We start from the raw sequence: 18,982 nt of genomic DNA, 5'->3' as shown, positions 1-18,982 counted from the left end.
ATATCCTGCTTTGTTGTTTAATATATCCTTAACTCAAATAAACGGAAATCTTGTGAACCATGTGTTTCGTTAAAAGATATTTTTATGGAATCACAAGAGAGCGTGGACGATAATGGGATGACGACAAATCGTTGGTAATTATCCGAAACTTCTTTTTTATATACTAATTGATTGTTATTAAAACACTCGATGCTAAAAGATTTAACTAATTCTTCAGGAATCGTATTGGGCACATCACACTCACTTTGAAAAAGTGTCAACATTATTTCTTGACTCAAATTTGAATCAAATTTTAAATGAATTTCATTTATATCTATGGGCTCTGGCCAAGAGGCTTCAATCCATTGCGGCTTTTCTATACTTGCGGACCATAAATTATTATGTGTATTTGTTGATCGACTTACCCCATTAATAATATTTTCCGGCTGGTGTGAAGGAGTATGGGAGGAACTCTTAAGGATTGCTTTTTTTGCTAAATCCAAGGGATCCTCATTTACAACATTTGGTATAAAAACATCATCTTTAAGAAGTATCTGTTGCAATTCCTGAATATATGGACCTAAGGCATTTGGCATTATATTTTTTTCTTTTAATAACCTTACCGAAGTTCCGATCGCCTGACCAACGATTGCACATGTACCCATCACTCGCGTGGAACCAAAAGCCATATGTGAAGCACTAATAATACGTCCGCCAATTAATAAATTATGAATATCTTTTGAGTATAAAGAACGATAAGGGATTGTGTACATATCAGGTAAATCGATAAAAGTTGTTGGGTCTAGGCGAGTATTTAGACCACCGACAACATGCATGTCCATAGGCCAACCACCATATGCAACGGCATCATCAAAAGACCTTGCGGCTAAAAGGTCTTTTTCGGTTAAAATATAATCCCCAATAACTCGTCTAGATTCCCTTTTTCCAGGCAAAAATCCCACCCAATCTAAAGCGTAATGATCCGCTTGATGGTCTTTATTTTTAATGTGGTCCCATACACCATATAGGGCCTTTAATAGTTCGTCTCGAATAAGTTCAGTATCATCAATTGTTTTAAGCTCATCGCCACCTATTTCTATCCACCAATAGTTATACCCGTGGGCGCCATGAGGACGATTTTTCAAATCAGCTTCTATATAAGTATTGGCCCAATACGGTTTATGAAAAGGCGTAGGTAAATCCATTTTTTTTGTTGTAAATAGCAAGGTATTGCCCATGCAATGGGTATCTTCATTTTCAGGGGCATATTGTTCATTAAAGGTTGATTTTGCTTCACGTCCTAACATATAGGCGGCCCCAGATAGTGCAGCAATTGTTCCGTCACCAGTTGCATCAAGAAAATAAGTAGCACTAAAATTATATTGTTTTTCTGTTGTCAGTTGATGACCGGATACGGATTGGATTCTATCTGATGATTTGTGAACTTCAGATATATGTGTGTTTAGATACAGATCAAGATTATCTTGAAAATGGGTCTTTTCCCATAAAATAGTATCAAAAATCGAATAGCTATTTTGTGGATTACGATATTTATTCTCTAATAGAATCTCGTCTAATATACCCGTTTCTCTAGCATTTTTTCTACGACCATGATTATCGGCACCACATATATGCATACGTATTTCTGAACTCGCATTGCCGCCAAGAACAGGCCGATTTTGAATTAAGGCTGTTTTAACACCACCTCTACTAGCGGATATAGCAGCGCAGACCCCTGAAAGACCGCCGCCAATAACCACAAAATCATAAGTTTTTTGTATCAGTTTATTTTTCATAGAATACCTCCTTTTTGTATAGTTTATAAAAAGACAAAGTAAAAATCCTTCAAAAAAGAGTCGGAAATCTTAAAAAAAATGCACGAAATTAAAATTAGACTATAGTATAATGAACCTACAGGAGGCGGTTCAATGAGAAAATACCAAGGATTAATAAATTATATTGAAGCGTTTGAGAAGGAATATGAACTTAAAGTTATTATTAAAGATTACTTAGGTTTTTTAGAATTCAACAAAATGACTTTAGAGTATTTTAATGATTATTATATACATAAAAGTACTCAATGCATGATTATTAAACAATTAGATGGATGTTGGAAAAGATGTTATGACCAAAAGGATAAAATTTATAAATATTTGCAGGTTAAGAAAAAACCATTTTTTGGAACTTGCTATGCTGGAGTTACCGAATTTGTCTATCCTATTTATTTTTCAAGTTCAGAAGGTAATATATTCAATGAAAAAATATTAATTGGCTCGATCAATGTTGGATCCTTTTATAGCGAAGAAGTGACTCGGCGAGTGAATAAGCTAGGACTCGAGGCGAGGACACAACATCGATTGATAAAAGAATGCTGGTTGCGTAAGAGTATAAATGATTTCGATTTAGAAGAACTAGAGAAAAAAGTGGAGACTATGTCCTACTTGGTATCCGGTCTATTTTATGAAGAAGAAAAGCAATTGATTCAAACAGGAACATATAAGAATAAGTACAATATATATATTCTAAATCATGCTATAGCATACATTGAAAATAATTTCATGAACCATATTAATCTCCAAGATATTGCTGAGTTTTGTCATTGCAGTAAGTCCCTATTAAGCCACACATTTAAAAAAAATAAAAAGAAAACAATTCGAGCTTATATCAATGAAATGCGAATTCATGTAAGCAAGCAAATACTCCAAGAAAGTAATCAATCCATTTTAGATATAGCATTGTCAGTCGGCTATAAAGACAGCAATTATTTTTGTAAAGTATTTACAAATATTGAAGGCATACCTCCGACAACATACAGAAAGCAGGTACAAGATGAAAAGTAAAAATTATTCTTTGCATTCAAAATTAATTCGTGGCATGCTTCTAGGAACAATCATACCAATGATTATTGCACCGATTATTGGATATGTATATACAAGAGATGTTTTATTAAACAATACACAGATTGTTACTGACCAGTTGTTAGAGAATATTGACCAAAGTATTAACCATGTCATTGATGATATCATCAGTGCATCTAATGTAGTTGCATTAGATGATGTCATACAAGAAGTTTTGTTATCGCCACCGAATTCAATCATTGATAAAATTTATAGAGAAAAAATTGTGCTAGAACGTTTACATTATATGGAAGCGAGTAACCTATATCCATACATGGTTGAGTCGACGATTGTGACATTTGATAATGAAATATATACCACCAGCTTTGAGATGTATCCGGATATCGAGAAAATCGTAAAAAGTGATTGGTACATAGAGAGTCTAAATAATAATGGCTTTTTTATTTGGAAGGCCCCATCAAATAATATCATGGATTATGAGGGAGGAATTACATTAGTAAGGTTGTTAACCAAAAATTATTATCAACAAGCAGGTGTGCTTCTGATACACTTATTTCCCAGTTCAAGCTTAAGTGATATTTTGCAAAGAGATAGTGAATTAAATGGAACTCAAAGATGTATTATTAATGAAACAGGTGACACGATACTAAAGTCAAATAATGATTATGTATATTCAAAAGAAGAGATTCTAAAAATTGCAACAAAAAAAGGGGTGATTGATACAACCCATGGGAAAATGTATGTCGGAACAAAGAAAATTCAAAAGACAAATTGGACATTGATACAACTTGTACCTTATGAAATTATCATTGCAGAAGTGAAGAATTATCGAAATGGCTTATTAATAGTTAATATAATCGGAATAATATTTCTCTTAAGTATAATTATATATACATCCTTTAAAGAATCTAAAGGTGTAAGACAATTAGTGCTTTCGGTAAATGAGATTAGTCATGGGAATCTTGATGTCAATATTGAAGCTGTTGGAAGCAAAGAAATAATCATGTTAAAAGATAATATGAACTATATGGTTCGTGCATTAAAAGAATCAATGATGCGGGTGGAACTTGAGACAAAGCAGAAAGAAGAAGCCAAACTTAAATCTTTACAAGCTCAGATTAATCCGCACTTTTTACTGAATACATTAAATGGTATAAAATGGTTTTGTGTTATAGAAAATGCAAAAAACTCGGAAAAGATGATCAAGCAACTAGGTTATTTATTAGAAAATACACTAGGGAAGTTCGATGATTTTATTACATTAGAAAAAGAAGTGGATCTATTAAAAAGCTATATAGATATTCAAAAAATGCGATATGGTAAACGTATTAAGGTTTGCTATGAATTAGATGCAAAAACATTAAAAGCAAAAGTTCCGGTACTATTATTACAACCCATTGTTGAAAATTCTATAATCCATGGATTTGACGAAGAACAACAAGATGGTGTTATTATCATTCGTTCAATTCATAAGATTGATTATATTGAAATATGGATTGAAGATAATGGAAAAGGTATGACGCCGGAAGAAGAAAAACGTATTTTTGAGAATAAAAAAAGCACAGAAAGATTTTCAAGTATTGGCATTCGAAATGTTAAAGAACGCATCGAGCTATATTATGAACCGCCGTGTGGACTTGGTATTGAAACAGAATTAGGCACAGGAACCAAAACAATATTACTGATTAAAAATAAGGAGCAAGAATGAAGGTACTGATTGTTGATGATGAAGTTTTAGTAAGAAAAGGACTAGTCATGGGCATTGAATGGCAAAAGTTGGGCTTTAATACAGTGCTCGAGGCCAATAATGGACTGACAGCACTTGAGATAATTAAAGTTGAAAAACCGGATCTAGTTTTTACAGATATAAAAATGCCCAAAATGGATGGTTTAGAGTTAATTGACCGAATTAAAGCAATATATCCGGCCACCGTAATCATTGTTTTAAGCTGCTTGAATGACAGTGAAGTTGTACGTGAAGCGATGAAGTTTAATCGAGCGCTTGATTTTATCCCCAAATTATCAATGAGTACAGATGAACTAGAAAAAATAGTTTGTATGGCAAAAAGTTATATTCATAAAGAAAATGAAGCAAAGAAACTACTTAAAGCGGACATAATTTCCTATAAGATTATGAATCAAATAAAAAAAATGCTTGAGATTCGCGATGCCATAGGTTGTAAAAAAATAATGAAGGGAATTATAGATGATTTAGTGTCAAAAGGCATTGAATATGATGATTTTGCAGGGAAATATGAATTAATCAGTATTTTTAATTTTGAGTTAGAAAAAAATAAGCACTCAATCGAAGATATTATCATTGGAGACGATAATGGACTCGATTATCTAAACTCCGTTAAGGACTTGGATGCTTTTCAAAAGAAAATGCTTTATTTTATCGATGTATTTTTTGAGTATCTTGCAAAGAATGAAAACGTACAGTTCTCAGAGGAAGTCAATAAAACGATACATTATATACATGAAAATTATATGAAGCAAGTGCGATTAAAAGATATCGCTTTTATGGTGGGTCTGAATGAGTCTTATTTATCTAGGGTATTTAAGAAGCAAATGGGTAAGACAATCATTGAGTATTTAAATTTTGTGCGCATAAATTATTCGAAAGAATTATTGAAAGACCAATTGTGTTTAAATGAAATAGCTGAACTTGTAGGTTATAGTAGTGAAAGTTATTATTCTAGAATGTTTAAGCAATATGAAGGTGTATCTCCCAAAAAATATCAAAAATCGACATTTATTTGAACTATTTTGACATTACAAAATTCAAAGAAATATAGTGAATGTTTTCCTCAGAATAATGAATTACAATCATTTTGTAATATTGATATAGTTAATATACAAAATAAAAGGAGGTACACTTATGAAACAGGTTTTAACAATGCTACTAGTCGGTATATTGATTATTGGCCTGGCAGGATGTGGGAATTCTGAACAAAATAATAACCAAGGTAATGCGAGTACTGCAGAGCAAAATGGCTCAGAAACGGTGACAGAAGAAAGCACTGCATCAGAGCAAGAAGACGATGGAGCCATCAACCTAATTGTTTGGGGGGGAGTACCGGCAGAATCGGGACCGCAAAATCTTGTAGATGCATGGAATCAAGAGCATCCCAATGTACAGGTCGAATATGTAAGGTTTGTTAATGATGATACAGGAAATACCAAGCTAGATACTGCCATTTTATCAGGGGAACAAATTGATTTATTTTTTACTTATAGTGTAGACTTGATGAAAAAAAGAGTTGACGGAGGTTTAGTTGAACCTTTGGAAACATATGGGGCTACAGCATTTATTGAAGAAGAGGTTATTGGTGCAGGTAATGGACAAGTATTAATTGAGGATCAATTATATGGACTACCGACAGCGACAGAACCCATTGGAATTATGATTAATCAATCTATGTTAACAGAAAAGAATATAGAAATACCGGAAAACTGGACAGTTGATGATTTCTTTGATATTGCAGAAGCGCTCTCAGGAGAAAAAGATGGTCAAAAAATATATGGAACACATGCCTATTATTCAGGATTGCCACTTGATTTTGCAAGAACGGTTTTAGGTGGAGATTATTTGTATAAAGAAAACGGACAAGAAAGCAATTTTGATGCCGAAGAATTTAAAGCTAATGCAAGAGTAAAAGAATTAATGGATAATGGATATGCCATGTCATTTGATGAATTGTTTTCTAGAAAATTTCAATCCTATGCACATCCTGCTTTTTTAAATGGTGAAGTAGCGATGATGCCATTTAGTGCATGGATGTTAAGATATGTTCAAGATTCAGAAAATTTTCCTCATGACTTTGTAACGACTTTTGCACCATATCCGACAACTGCAGAAGGCGTGGAAAATAATTATCAGGGACAGTTAAATAATCATTTAAGCATTAGTAGTAATTCCCAGTATAAAAATGAAGCTTGGGAGTTTATGAAATATTGGATTACTGAAGGGTCACAATATATGTATGCTGGAGGTAAACTTCCTGTTTGGAACAAGGCAGATCCAGGAGAGGTTCTTAAAGGTATACTTGGAGAAAATGCTTCGGAGTTATTTGACATAGATGCATATAGAGAGGTAATGCTAAATGAAGATTTAGAATTTATTGTGGATACAATTACAACAGCTTACCCACAGATTATGCAGATTTATAAAGAAGAGTCAGAAATGTACTTCTTAGATGTATATAGTAGTCAAGACGAGTATCTTAGTATACTAAAGGAAAGATCTGACGCGGCAATCAAAGAGGTTGCAGAATAATAAAAACAATCGAAAGACCGATGATTCGGTCTTTCGAAATATTAAGGATGTGTATTTATGAAAAAAAGAAAAGTTAATTGGACTGCACTTATGTTTATCGCGCCAAACTATATAGGATTTGTTATCTTTATCTTACTTCCGGTCATATTTTCCTTAATTATATCTTTTACAGATTATAATGTATTTAAAGGTTTTGCCGGTATGAAATTCAATGGATTTGAAAATGCAATCAATATGTTTACAGATCCTTGGTTTATTGATGCGGTTAAAAATAATTTGAAATATACACTGATTACAATTCCGATAATGATGGGACTTTCTGTAGTGTTATCAATTTTTCTCAATAATAAAGTGTATTTAAAAAATTTCTTTAGAATTATCATTTTCATTCCATACATTTCAAGTATAGTTGCAGTTTCTGCTATATGGAGTATGATGTTTAATCCGTCTCAAGGAATAATAAATCAATTCCTTCAGAGTATTGGAGTCGAAAATACGCCCGGATGGTTAGGGAGTATTTCGTGGTCGCTTCCGGCGATTATGATTGTAGGAATATGGATGGGACTTGGTTATAATACAGTTGTATATATGGCAGGATTGCAAAGTATCGATTCGAATTTATATGAAGCATCAGAAATTGATGGTGCAAATGGATTTCAACAATTTTTCCATGTCACATTACCCATGTTGTCAAGTACGACTTTTTTCTTGCTCATTACCAATATAATATATTCATTTCAGGTATTTGGTACAGTAAATATCATGACGGGAGGAGGGCCAGGGCGCTCCACAACGGTTATTGCACATTATATTTATTTATCTGGGTTTAGATATAATAAAATGGGGTATGCATCTGCAATGGCATGGGTATTATTAATGGTAATCTTTATAGTAACCTTGTTTCAATGGCGAATTCAAAAGAGATTCGAAGCTAGACAGTAGACTGGAGGAAAAAATGACTATAAAAACAACCGTTCGGAAATCTTTATACACACTTGTAATTGGAACAATATGTATCTTAATTGTATATCCGTTTATTTGGATGATTGTATCTTCCTTTAAACCGCTTAATGAAATACATCAATTTCCACCTAAATTATTCACAAGTAATATGTCTTTTGACAACTTTAAGGTGGTTTTATTCGAGCAGACACCGTCCTTTTTGCTATATTTCAAAAATACATTAATTACAACCGTCGTATCTGTTTTAGGAACGATGATTACAGCATCAATGGCCGGATATGCTTTTGCTAAAATGGAGTTTAAGTATAGAGATAAACTTTTTCTCTTATATCTAGTGACAATGATGGTTCCTTTTCAAGTGCTCATGGTTCCACAATTTATTCTATTTAAATATCTTGGTATTTTTAATACTTTATTTGCCCTCATATTACCAAAACTATTCTCTCCATTAAGCACCTTCCTAATGCGACAGTTTTATGTGGATATCCCAACTTCTATTATTGAAGCGGGCCGAATTGATGGTGCTAGTGAAGCTATGATTTTTTGGAAATTAGTATTTCCATTAGCAAAACCAGCCATGGCAACCGTTGTAATCTTGAATTTTGTCTGGCGTTGGAATGATTATGAATCACCTTTGATTTTTCTTACAGATAGTCAATATTACACATTAACAGTAGGACTGACAAATTTTATTGATGAAGCCGGCGTGGCTATGGATCATTTGATCATGGCAGGGGCATCGGTTGCAATGATTCCTATGTTGATTATTTTCTTAATATGTCAACGATATATGATTGATGGGTTAACATCAGGAAGCGTAAAGGGATAGAAATAAACATATTTATTTGATAGGTATTACCTACAGTGCTCAAAAGAACATTTATGTTATAATAATATTAGACAAATGAAAAATAATTTCAATTGACGACCAAGTGTCAGAAGATGAAACGACGGAAGACTTAGGAGAAGACCAAGAGGTGGAGGAAGATTAGGAGGGGATCTACGTGAATAGCTTTAACTTGTCTACTAATGAACTTGTGGAAGCTTTTGAAGAGACAAGTTTCAGTCAACCATTGCAGCTGATTTATGATTATGAAGATAGTCTGTATATTTATGTTGTTGAAAAATAGGGGCTCATAAAGAGAATAAACACAAGAAATAATACAATGGAAGTTTTTATGGACTTAAGACAAACTGTTGATACATCAGAAAATGAAAAGGGATTATTGGGACTAGCGTTTGATCCGAATAATAACGCTTAGAACCTCAGCAATTTATTAGGGGAAATACTAAGAATTGATGCTGATATTACGGCAGATAATTAAAGCTACATAATAACGAAAGGCAATCCTTTTGCAAGAGAAATTGATGCAATGGGTGAAATATAGGCATACGGACTTCGAAATCCATTGAAATTTAGTATTGATAAGTATAGAGAAATCATTTTTGCAGGTTATGTCGGACAAAATACCATTGAATAAATCGATGTTATTGAAAGTGATCCTATTGATCCGGTTTATGAGTATCCTCATTCTGAAGGTCGATCAATAAATAGAGGATATACGTATTATGGTGATGCATTACCGAATCTTTTCGGTTTCTTTGTCTACAGAGATTTTACTTCAGGAACAATTTGGGGACTACGGATTGATCAAAATAATCAAGTACACAATGAAACAGTCTTCCCCACAGATTTAAGAACGTCGTCATTTGGATTGGATGCAAATAATGAACTGGACATTATTGACTTTACAGGTGGCATATATCAAATTGAGGAGGTAGATGAGTAATGGAGAGTAATCAAATATCAAATAGCATATATATTTCTATGGCTTCGCTGGAAGTCTTGATTATATGTGTAACAGGGATGGAAACATATTATTATGGAATATTGTGGCTTTTTCCATTAATGCTATTTTTAATTCCAGCCTATAGAATCGTGAAGCCGGAGTTGGAAAATAATAAAAGGGACAGATAGTTTAAGTCCCTTTATTTTTCTATAATAGCTTTCACCGATGAGGCATATTCGGATAAGGTCATCCCTGTTGTTGTCTTAAAGATTCGCGACAGATAGTGGATAGAACTATAACCAAGTAATTCTGCGATTTCAGTAAAGTTATGGTTTTCCTCACGAATAAGACGCTTGATTTCATCCATTTTCATGGCTTTAAAGTAGTCCATTACACTGTGACCGGTCCCGTCTTTAAATAATTTTTGAAGGGAAGATCGACTCAGTAGAGTGCTTTTACATATGTCTTCAAGAGTAAGTGGCTGATGAATGTTTTCCTGTAGATAATTTATGACAATGGCAAGCTTGTCTTCGCGCATATATTCATGGATGGAAGAAGAGGTCTTAACTTCTTTTTCATAATTCGCATGGTTTTCCAAAATCTCTAATAAAAAAAGTTCCAAATACATTACAATATATTGTTCGGATAGGGTAGGCGTGTTAATGCGCTTATCCATTTTTTTTAGCATGGGATCATTTAAATTATTGGAAAAGGTTGCTTGAGCAGCGGCAACGATTTTGCCAAGATACGTATGGAGATGTCCATCGATAGACAAGATGCGCTGCTTAAAATAGTCCATGGATTCGCTCTGACATTCAAAGGCAATCACGACAAGGTTAGGGGCGCTTTCGCCATTAGCAAGAACAGTGTGCCATTCGTTAGGTTCGTGAAAGATTACCTGTCCTTTAGACAGCATATACATGGTATCTCGTGCCTTGACATTAATATGTCCCTTGTCGACATATAGGAACTCCCAAAAATTGTGGCGTTCACCTTCAAAGATGTAATTTTTTGAGTACTCAAAATAGTGTACTGTAATGATGTTGTCAATGGAAATCAAACGATGAATCGGTGTAAGTCCATAACCATCAATAGTGTTAACCATGAAAAACTCCAATCTGAACCAATAAATAGTTTCCTCTTCTATTATACAATCGATTGTACAAAAAGAGTAGAAGAAAGTACAAATACATGTTAAGAAAAAGTTGTTATGATATAGTTAAGATCAAAGTGTTATGGAGGTATAAAATGAAAAAACCAGTATTAGTTGTTTTAGCAGCAGGAATTGGAAGTCGCTACGGTGGATTAAAACAGATGGACCCAGTAGGGCGTTATGATGAGGCAATTATCGAATACTCTGTGTTTGACGCAATTGAAGCAGGATTTGAAGAAGTTATTTTTATTATTAATCATAAAATTGAGAATGATTTTAAGGAAATTATTGGAAAGCGAGTTGAGCCCTTTATACGTGTACAATACGCCTTTCAAGAGTTAGACGATGTGCCTTGTGAAATCGTGATTCCAAAAGATAGAGTTAAACCCTTTGGTACGGCACATGCAGTGTATGCAGCAAGACATTTGATTCAAGGACCCTTTGCAATCATCAATGCGGATGATTATTATGGCAAAGAAGCTTTTGCACAGCTATATACATTTTTAAAGGATGAGAAAAAAAGTGAGCGTGCATACGCGATGGTTGGATATATGTTGAAAAACACTGTGACGGAAAATGGATATGTTTCTCGAGGAATATGTAGCTTAGATGAAGATGAGAATCTGAAAAACGTTGTGGAGCGTGTACATATTGAAAAACGTCCACAAGATATCGCCTACTTAGAAGAGCAACAGTGGACAACACTTCCAGAAGAGACAATTGTATCAATGAATATGTGGGGACTTAAACCTTCCTTCCTTGAAGAAGTTGAAGCGACAATCGTAGACTTTTTGTCAGCGGCCCTTGAAGCTAATCCCTTAAAGAGTGAGTTCTATCTTCCTTATGTCGTTGATCAAATGGTTCAAAAGGAAAAAGCGCAAGTGAAAGTTTTAAAAACTTCAGAAAAATGGTATGGAGTGACGTATCAAGAAGATAAAAAGACAGTGGTGGAAGCGATCAACACGATGATTGATGAAGGAAAATACCCTGAAAAATTATGGAGGACAAAATAATGGCATATAATTTTGATGTGATTTGCAAGCAATTTCAATGGAACGGAGAATTTGACAGTATTCGCCCATATGGGGATGGACATATCAATGATACATATCTTGTGACAATGCAAGACGCAGAACAAAAGGTTCTATACATATTACAGCGCGTAAATCATAATATATTCAAGCAAACCCAAGAGTTAATGGAAAATATCGAAAAGGTGACCGGCTATTTGGTTTCGTATATTCAGAAACATCCTTTGCCCAATTATGAGGTGTTGACGTTGGTGGCGACTTATGGCGGACAAAGCTTCTATAAAGATGCGGACGGTAACTTTTGGCGTTCATATGAATTTGTGCATAATGCGACCGGGCATTTATTTGCAGAAAATGCAACCATGCTCTATGAAGCAGGACGAGCGTTTGGATTATTTCAACATATGCTCAAGGACTACCCTGCAGCAACATTACATGAGACGATTCAAGGATTTCATAATACCCGACAACGGTATGAAAATTTTATGCGATCTTTAGAAAAAGATGCAAAACAGCGTGCTAAGGATTGTCGAGCAGAGATTGATTTTACGACCCAACATGAAGGAATAACGAAGCAGATTTTGACAGAAATGGAAAAGGGAAACATACCAACACGTGTGACCCATAATGATACGAAGATTAATAACGTGTTACTAGATGATGCGACAGGTAAAGGACGTTGTGTCATTGACTTGGATACCGTAATGCCTGGAAGCGCTCTCTATGATTTTGGTGATGCGATTCGTTCATGTGGAAGTACGCTGGAAGAAGATGCACAAAATTTAGAGGACATGGATGTAGACTTGGAGAGATTTGAAGCGTATACTAAAGGATATCTTGAGATAATGAAAGATGAATTAACGGCGAAGGAACTAGAATTATTGCCAATGAGTGCCATTATCATGACCTTTGAGTGTGGGATGCGCTTTCTTACGGATCACTTGGACGGCGACACATATTTTAAAGTCCACAAAGAGAATCACAATTTGATTCGAGCAAAGAATCAATATGCATTTGTGAAAAAGATGGAAGAAAAATTACCGCTTATGGAAGCGATTGTAAAAAAATATATTTAATAACAGAAGGGAAGGTACAATGAAGATACTTGTAACTGGTGGAACCGGATTTATTGGAAGTCATACATGTGTAAAATTATTAGAGGCTGATCATCAAGTGGTTATTATTGACAATCTTGTCAACTCAAAAAAAGAAATCGTCTCAAAAATCGAGACACTTGGTAAAAAAAGTGTGGAGTTTTATGAAGGTGATATTCGTGATGAAGAAAAACTAGACGAAATCTTTAATCATCATGCCATTGATGCGGTGATTCATTTTGCAGGCTTAAAAGCTGTAGGAGAATCTGTCAGCATGCCGTTAGAGTATTATGATAATAACGTGAATGGAACTATTCAATTACTGAAGGTGATGAAAGCGCATGGATGTAAAAAAATAGTGTTTTCTTCTTCAGCAACTGTCTATGGTATGAATGACAATGTACCCTTTAAAGAAGAATATCCTTTATCAACAACAAACCCTTATGGGGCAACGAAAAAGATGATTGAAGAGATTATGCAAGATCTATATGTGGGTGACGCACAATTTTCTATTGCGTTGTTAAGATATTTTAATCCTATTGGTGCACATCCAAGTGGACTTATTGGGGAAAATCCCAATGGAATTCCGAATAATTTACTCCCATATATTGCCAAGGTTGCAAATGGCGAATTAGAGCAACTGAGTGTGTTTGGTGATGATTATGACACCGTTGACGGAACGGGTGTTAGAGACTATATCCATGTTCAAGATTTGGCCGAAGGGCATATTGCAGCTCTTGAATATGTAAAATCTAATGTTGGTATTGAAGCATTTAATCTGGGAACGGGCGAAGGCTATAGTGTTCTTCAAGTGGTTAAAGCATTTGAAAAAGCGAGCAATAAAACCGTTAAATATCAAGTGGTTAATCGACGACCAGGAGATATTGGTAGCTGCTATGCATCAACACAAAAGAGTAAAAACATTCTAAAATGGGAAGCAAAATTGGATTTAGACACAATGTGTGTTGACGCATGGAACTATGTCCAAACCTGCAAGGAGACGAAGTAGCCGCGCACAATAGAGTTGCTTTTTAGTGACGAGTTGCTTTTTGGAGATTTTCAATTATCCCATTTTCAATATAATAGAATATACATGATGAGGAAGAAAGGCTGATGAATCTATGAATGTATTAATGATTATCTGTGACCAACTCAGTTCAAAGGCACTACGATCATATGGGAATACCTATGATCAAACTCAGTATATGAATGAGATTATTGAAAATGGGATTAGTTATGAACATGCATATACGTCATGTCCGTTGTGCCAGCCGGCACGAGCATCACTCTGGACATCTAAGTATCCCCACCAAACAAAAGTGTTAAGTAACCTTCCTGACCAAGGATTTAAAGAGGTAGGTAAGCAATTAACAACTATAGGCGATGTATTTAGCCAGGCAGGCTATGATTGTGTCCATTTTGGCAAGCGGCACGATTATGGAAGTTTGCGTGGTTTTCGCTGTTATGAGGAAAAACAAGTACATATATCAACAGAGCGTGCGGATATCCCATTGGATTATGAGACCTACTATGATATCAACACGTTAAACCAAGCAACGGATTATCTTAAAAATATAGAAAAAGATCGTCCTTTTTTTGCTGTCGTTGATTTTCAAAATCCACATAATATCTGCTCTTATATTGGCAATTATCAAAAAGAACATCAAGTTCAAGAGGTGAAGGGCCTTCCAAGTTTACCCCAAAACTTCGAAACAGATGACTTGAAAAACCGCCCTTCATTTATTCAGTACATGTGTTGCGCTCATCGTAGACAAAGCCAAACAACAAGCTGGGACGGTGAGGATTACAGGTATTATTTGAATGCATACCATTATTTTATAGAAAAAGTTGACGCGCAGGTCGGAAAGTTGTTGAAAGAATTAGAATCAAGCGGTAAAATGGATGAGACATTAATTGTCTTAACAGCAGACCATGGCGAAGGTATGGCGGCGCACCGCTTAGTAACCAAATATGGTTGCTTTTACAATGAAAGCAATGAAGTACCTTTAGTATTTTATCATAAGACACAGTTGAGCAAAAAACGTATTGGGGGTAATGTTTCTTTAATGGACGTCATTCCTACAATAACAGATTTTTGCGGTCTTAATGTGCCAAAAACTTGGGAAGGCATAAGTTTGTTGTCTACCTTTGAAAGGGAAGCGGTTTCGCCAAGAGATTATGTTATTGGACAGTGGTATGATGAATTTTTAGGTTATATTGTCCCTGGACGAATGTATCTTGATGATAGATATAAATACACGGTATATCACGATCAAGAGGGTATAGAAGAAGAACTATACAGTAGGTGCGAAGATCCTCTTGAACAGACAAATCTCGCAGCAAAACCAGAATATGGAGCTGTTCTTAATGGATACCGTGAAAAATTAGGTCAGTATCTTGATAAGACAAAAGACCCGTTTAATACTTTGCGTGGCGCATATGAAGAAAAGTATCGCCGTCATCCGTTGGGCTATACGCACCATCAAGGGGTGAATGCAACGTTAGAATATGAGCGTTTGAAAAAAAGCCGATAAAAAAAGGAGAACACAATGCGAATTATAGTGAAAGGAAAATACGAAAAAAGAGTTTATCAAATATTTTTCGCAATATTTATCTTTATTAGCTTTATGTTCATTGGCGTTTTTTCATATAATTTGTTTAGACAAGATAAAAGGGACCAGGAAAACATGTTGCTTCAAACCCTTGAAGCCAATCGTAGTAACAGTCAGCTACGGCTAGAAATTGCGATGAATGAATTTGAAAATGTGGTTAATCATGAATATATTCGGTCATATGTAACCGAAGATGAAGGTAGCTTAATGTATTTTTATGCAATCAAATTGCAACAAGAATTACAAAAGGCAGTTTCACGGGTCAACAATATTAGCTTTGATATTTATATTACACCTGTAGATACCGAAAAACCTGTGCTAACATCAACGTCAAGTGAACAAAGCGGTCAGTTTTTTGAGACAACACTGGCGATGTCAGAGCAAGAGCGCGATCAACTCTTCTATGAATTTGTACAAGGACGCAAAGAAAAGGTTATGATGCAGCAAGTAGAAGACGAGCAATACATTATGTATGTGACCCGTCGCGCGTTTGAAGAAAAAACGGTGCTATTTTTTCTGGTTATCAATACCGAGAGTCTGATAACATCGGGAGAAGAATATACCTGGTTCCTGTGTAATGATGAAGGAATTTTTGCATGGAATCAAGCGGGTAATATTGATAGAGAAGGGTTGTATCAAAGATTTAGTGAGCAATCGCAACAAGAGCGTATTGTGTATGAGAATCATGAGTTTTTTGTATATCCATATGCAAATATTGATTGGACCATTTTGGCTGAAGATACGTCGGATAATAACAACTTCGAATATGTCCTGATACGTATGTTACTTCCAAGCTTATTTATGGTGTTTGTCGCTATTGTGGGCGCCATTATTTTTTCAAGGCTGTTATACCGACCGATATATGATCTCATGACGGAACTTGATAGTGTAAAGCATAACTCTAAATATGATGAAATCAAGATATTACATACAAAAGCATCAGAAGTCAAAGATTTGAATATACAGTTGCGAAGTGCAATTAATGAGCGGGACCGTTTGATGGAGCATAAGACCAACCGTGATCTTTTATTTGGAGTAAAAGACAAAAAAAGCCAACTCTATAATCAAAAGGCTGAAGATAAATCATTTGCGGTTGTTCTTATAGAATTTATCGGCAATGAACAATTTGGAGATCAAGAAGTTCAAATATACAAAAATGAAATTGTAGAATTTGTGCAAAACTCTCACGGTGTGCGCTTTGCAAATCTAAGTACAGGCATTTGTGCGCTTATTGTAGAAGCGACGACATTAGATAAGGTAAAGAAAAAGCTACAGCCATTGATTAACAATATATACCTTGAAGGAGAGACCAGGATGTTCGCTGCGATTAGTGATGTCCGGGTAGGCTTTGAATCTATCAAAGAAAGTTATGAAGAAAGTCAAAAAATACTAGAATATCGCTTTTTATATCGTACACAAGTTATGTTAACGATGGATATGATTAGAAAAAAAGATAAAAAAGTACACTATTATCCTTTGAATTTAGAAAACCAATTGATACATCAAGTTGTCTTAGGGGACGAACAGGCGCTTACGATTTATGATCATATTCTTGAAGAAAATGATGTCTATCGTTCGCTGGAACTTGAAGCTAGACAAAGTTTGGTTCTGGTTCTTATCGGAACCTTACAGCGTATTATTCAAGAGTTAAAGGTGACACCGGAAGAAGTATTTGAAAAGAAGATAGACTTTTGGTCGCTAGCAGATAAGTGGAACCAAGACGAAGTGTTTAACATTTTACGCAACAGCATTGATTGGCTATGCTTGTATGTACGTGACCAAAGTCAAAAAGAAGAAAGTCAGTTAGGTCAAGAGATGCTTCGCTTTATTGAAGAAAATTATCAGGAAGATATTATGCTGATTGATTTGGCCGAACGCATGAACATCTCTGAAAAGTATTGTGGTATACTTTTTAAAAAAGAAACTGGAGAGAACTTTAAAGCGCACTTGAATCAATATCGTATTCGAAAGGCAGTAGACATTTTACATACGAAAAAAGAGATTAAAGTGGCAACGCTTGCCAAAGAGGTTGGATTTAACAGTGCAAACACCTTTATACGAGTGTTTTCAAAGACAATGGGGATGACACCCAAACAATACAAAGACCGAATAGATGAGCAATAGCAGAAGGCGAAAGCCTTCTGTTTTGCTTTTTGAAGGGTGTGTTGAAAAATCGTGATTGACAAAAAAGGGCTTTTGAAGATGTTTTGAAAATCGAAGATAGATTTTTAGATGCAAATGCGCTTATAATGAGTTCACAAATTCGATGAGCGAATTGAATTTTTGAAAGGAGAAAACGATGAAGAAGAAGTTATCATTACATATGATTGGAGGAAGGATAAAGCGCGATTGGGATTTATACTTACTCCTATTACCCGGATTGTTATGGTATTTGGTCTTTGCATACAAACCGATGTTGGGACTGCGAATGGCGTTTTATGATTATAATGTTTTTCGGGGGTTTGAAGGTAGTACATTTGTAGGGCTTGAGAACTTCATGTATTTTTTAAGTGGAACGGACTTTGTGCGAACATTTACCAATACAATGATGATTGCGTTATGGCAAATGCTTATTGTGTTCCCTTTACCTATATTTTTAGCAATTATGATTACAGAGATGCGTAATAAATTTATAAGTAAATTAACACAGACAGCGACGTTCTTGCCTTACTTTATTTCGGTTGTTGTTGTATGTGGGATGACGATTAATTTCTTATCGCCAAGTACAGGAGTTATCAACTTCATGCTACAAAAACTAGGAATGGACCCGCAATACTTTATGGTTAAGCCAGAGTATTTTAGAGGCATCTATACGACAATGACGTTATGGATGACTGCAGGGTTTAACTCCATCGTATATATTGCAGCTATTATGGGAATCGACCCACAATTATATGAAGCGGCAAAAGTAGATGGAGCCGGAAAGTGGCGACAAATTACAGCCATTACCTTACCAAATATCTTACCAATTATTGTTGTTATGTTTGTTCTTAACATTGGAAAAATGGTTAAAGTCGGATTTGAAGCTATTTTGCTTTTATATCGCCCAACAACATATGAGACTGCAGATGTTATAGCAACCTATGTATATCGAACAGGAATCAGCAATGGTGACTATGGATTGGCAACGGCAGCAGGTTTATTTGAAGCGTTATTTGCACTTATCTTAGTTGCACTTGCAAATCGAGTCAGCAAGAAAATTTCAGAAACGGCATTATGGTAG

At 35.0% G+C, this 18,982-nt stretch carries 16 protein-coding genes; 14 read left to right on the top strand and 2 right to left on the bottom strand.

The window, feature by feature from the left end:
• Nucleotides 1-17: 17 nt before the first annotated feature.
• Entirely contained in the window at nt 18-1,775 is a 1,758-nt protein-coding gene (locus QBE53_16355) for an FAD-dependent oxidoreductase (protein WZL81348.1), read from the bottom strand.
• A gap of 132 nt (nt 1,776-1,907) precedes the next feature.
• Between QBE53_16355 and QBE53_16350 the strand changes: the two genes are divergently transcribed.
• From QBE53_16350 to QBE53_16315, 8 genes are all read left to right on the top strand, one after another.
• Nucleotides 1,908-2,819 carry an AraC family transcriptional regulator gene (locus QBE53_16350; protein ID WZL81347.1) on the top strand — a complete coding sequence of 304 codons (912 nt, stop codon included), beginning with the start codon at nt 1,908-1,910 and terminating at the stop codon, nt 2,817-2,819.
• The gene (locus QBE53_16345; protein ID WZL81346.1) at nt 2,809-4,545 is read left to right on the top strand and encodes a sensor histidine kinase; all 1,737 of its coding nucleotides are present in this window, start codon (nt 2,809-2,811) and stop codon (nt 4,543-4,545) included. Before QBE53_16350 ends, QBE53_16345 begins: the two co-directional genes overlap by 11 nt.
• A complete protein-coding gene (locus QBE53_16340; GenBank protein ID WZL81345.1) occupies nt 4,542-5,600 on the top strand; it encodes a response regulator in 1,059 nt (352 codons plus the stop codon). The genes QBE53_16345 and QBE53_16340 overlap by 4 nt, the downstream gene beginning before the upstream one ends.
• A 118-nt stretch (nt 5,601-5,718) precedes the next feature.
• Nucleotides 5,719-7,116 carry an extracellular solute-binding protein gene (locus QBE53_16335; GenBank protein WZL81344.1) on the top strand — a complete coding sequence of 466 codons (1,398 nt, stop codon included), beginning with the start codon at nt 5,719-5,721 and terminating at the stop codon, nt 7,114-7,116.
• Nucleotides 7,117-7,173: 57 nt separating this feature from the next.
• Nucleotides 7,174-8,058, top strand: coding sequence for a sugar ABC transporter permease (locus tag QBE53_16330; protein ID WZL81343.1), 885 nt, complete (start codon nt 7,174-7,176; stop codon nt 8,056-8,058).
• 13 nt (nt 8,059-8,071) lie between these two features.
• The gene (locus QBE53_16325) at nt 8,072-8,908 is read left to right on the top strand and encodes a carbohydrate ABC transporter permease (protein ID WZL81342.1); all 837 of its coding nucleotides are present in this window, start codon (nt 8,072-8,074) and stop codon (nt 8,906-8,908) included.
• A gap of 175 nt (nt 8,909-9,083) precedes the next feature.
• Nucleotides 9,084-9,209 carry a hypothetical protein gene (locus QBE53_16320; GenBank protein ID WZL81341.1) on the top strand — a complete coding sequence of 42 codons (126 nt, stop codon included), beginning with the start codon at nt 9,084-9,086 and terminating at the stop codon, nt 9,207-9,209.
• 659 nt (nt 9,210-9,868) lie between these two features.
• A complete protein-coding gene (locus QBE53_16315) occupies nt 9,869-10,057 on the top strand; it encodes a hypothetical protein (protein WZL81340.1) in 189 nt (62 codons plus the stop codon).
• A gap of 11 nt (nt 10,058-10,068) precedes the next feature.
• Here QBE53_16315 and QBE53_16310 read toward each other — a convergent pair whose 3' ends face one another.
• A complete protein-coding gene (locus QBE53_16310; protein WZL81339.1) occupies nt 10,069-10,974 on the bottom strand; it encodes a helix-turn-helix domain-containing protein in 906 nt (301 codons plus the stop codon).
• A gap of 143 nt (nt 10,975-11,117) precedes the next feature.
• Here QBE53_16310 and QBE53_16305 point away from each other — a divergent pair, with 143 nt between their 5' ends.
• The 6 genes from QBE53_16305 (at nt 11,118) to QBE53_16280 (ending at nt 18,982) form a co-directional block, all read left to right on the top strand.
• Nucleotides 11,118-12,035, top strand: coding sequence for a sugar phosphate nucleotidyltransferase (locus QBE53_16305; GenBank protein ID WZL81338.1), 918 nt, complete (start codon nt 11,118-11,120; stop codon nt 12,033-12,035).
• Entirely contained in the window at nt 12,035-13,129 is a 1,095-nt protein-coding gene (locus QBE53_16300) for an aminoglycoside phosphotransferase family protein (GenBank protein ID WZL81337.1), read from the top strand. Before QBE53_16305 ends, QBE53_16300 begins: the two co-directional genes overlap by 1 nt.
• 19 nt (nt 13,130-13,148) lie before the next feature.
• Nucleotides 13,149-14,156 (top strand): UDP-glucose 4-epimerase GalE, encoded by a 1,008-nt coding sequence (galE, locus tag QBE53_16295; GenBank protein ID WZL81336.1) that lies wholly within the window; start codon nt 13,149-13,151, stop codon nt 14,154-14,156.
• A gap of 112 nt (nt 14,157-14,268) precedes the next feature.
• On the top strand, nt 14,269-15,681 hold the full coding sequence (locus tag QBE53_16290; protein ID WZL81335.1) for a sulfatase-like hydrolase/transferase: 1,413 nt from the start codon (nt 14,269-14,271) through the stop codon (nt 15,679-15,681).
• Between the two features lie 15 nt (nt 15,682-15,696).
• Nucleotides 15,697-17,883 (top strand): AraC family transcriptional regulator, encoded by a 2,187-nt coding sequence (locus QBE53_16285; GenBank protein WZL81334.1) that lies wholly within the window; start codon nt 15,697-15,699, stop codon nt 17,881-17,883.
• A gap of 175 nt (nt 17,884-18,058) precedes the next feature.
• Nucleotides 18,059-18,982 (top strand): ABC transporter permease subunit, encoded by a 924-nt coding sequence (locus QBE53_16280; GenBank protein ID WZL81333.1) that lies wholly within the window; start codon nt 18,059-18,061, stop codon nt 18,980-18,982.

This window comes from Vallitaleaceae bacterium 9-2, assembly GCA_038396585.1.
In the GTDB taxonomy this organism is placed as follows: domain Bacteria; phylum Bacillota; class Clostridia; order Lachnospirales; family Vallitaleaceae; genus UBA1351.
Note: the sequence above shows the minus strand (reverse complement) of the source record. Positions and strands in the feature narration are given on the sequence as shown.

What these genes read in the sequence shown, in the direction of transcription:
- QBE53_16310 (WZL81339.1), bottom strand. Translation starts at nt 10,974, where the DNA reads ATGGTTAACACTATTGATGGTTATGGACTTACACCGATTCATCGTTTG.
- QBE53_16350 (WZL81347.1), top strand. Translation starts at nt 1,908, where the DNA reads ATGAGAAAATACCAAGGATTAATAAATTATATTGAAGCGTTTGAGAAG.
- QBE53_16285 (WZL81334.1), top strand. Translation starts at nt 15,697, where the DNA reads ATGCGAATTATAGTGAAAGGAAAATACGAAAAAAGAGTTTATCAAATA.
- QBE53_16340 (WZL81345.1), top strand. Translation starts at nt 4,542, where the DNA reads ATGAAGGTACTGATTGTTGATGATGAAGTTTTAGTAAGAAAAGGACTA.
- galE (WZL81336.1), top strand. Translation starts at nt 13,149, where the DNA reads ATGAAGATACTTGTAACTGGTGGAACCGGATTTATTGGAAGTCATACA.
- QBE53_16305 (WZL81338.1), top strand. Translation starts at nt 11,118, where the DNA reads ATGAAAAAACCAGTATTAGTTGTTTTAGCAGCAGGAATTGGAAGTCGC.
- QBE53_16300 (WZL81337.1), top strand. Translation starts at nt 12,035, where the DNA reads ATGGCATATAATTTTGATGTGATTTGCAAGCAATTTCAATGGAACGGA.
- QBE53_16280 (WZL81333.1), top strand. Translation starts at nt 18,059, where the DNA reads ATGAAGAAGAAGTTATCATTACATATGATTGGAGGAAGGATAAAGCGC.
- QBE53_16335 (WZL81344.1), top strand. Translation starts at nt 5,719, where the DNA reads ATGAAACAGGTTTTAACAATGCTACTAGTCGGTATATTGATTATTGGC.
- QBE53_16315 (WZL81340.1), top strand. Translation starts at nt 9,869, where the DNA reads ATGGAGAGTAATCAAATATCAAATAGCATATATATTTCTATGGCTTCG.
- QBE53_16355 (WZL81348.1), bottom strand. Translation starts at nt 1,775, where the DNA reads ATGAAAAATAAACTGATACAAAAAACTTATGATTTTGTGGTTATTGGC.
- QBE53_16345 (WZL81346.1), top strand. Translation starts at nt 2,809, where the DNA reads ATGAAAAGTAAAAATTATTCTTTGCATTCAAAATTAATTCGTGGCATG.
- QBE53_16325 (WZL81342.1), top strand. Translation starts at nt 8,072, where the DNA reads ATGACTATAAAAACAACCGTTCGGAAATCTTTATACACACTTGTAATT.
- QBE53_16290 (WZL81335.1), top strand. Translation starts at nt 14,269, where the DNA reads ATGAATGTATTAATGATTATCTGTGACCAACTCAGTTCAAAGGCACTA.
- QBE53_16330 (WZL81343.1), top strand. Translation starts at nt 7,174, where the DNA reads ATGAAAAAAAGAAAAGTTAATTGGACTGCACTTATGTTTATCGCGCCA.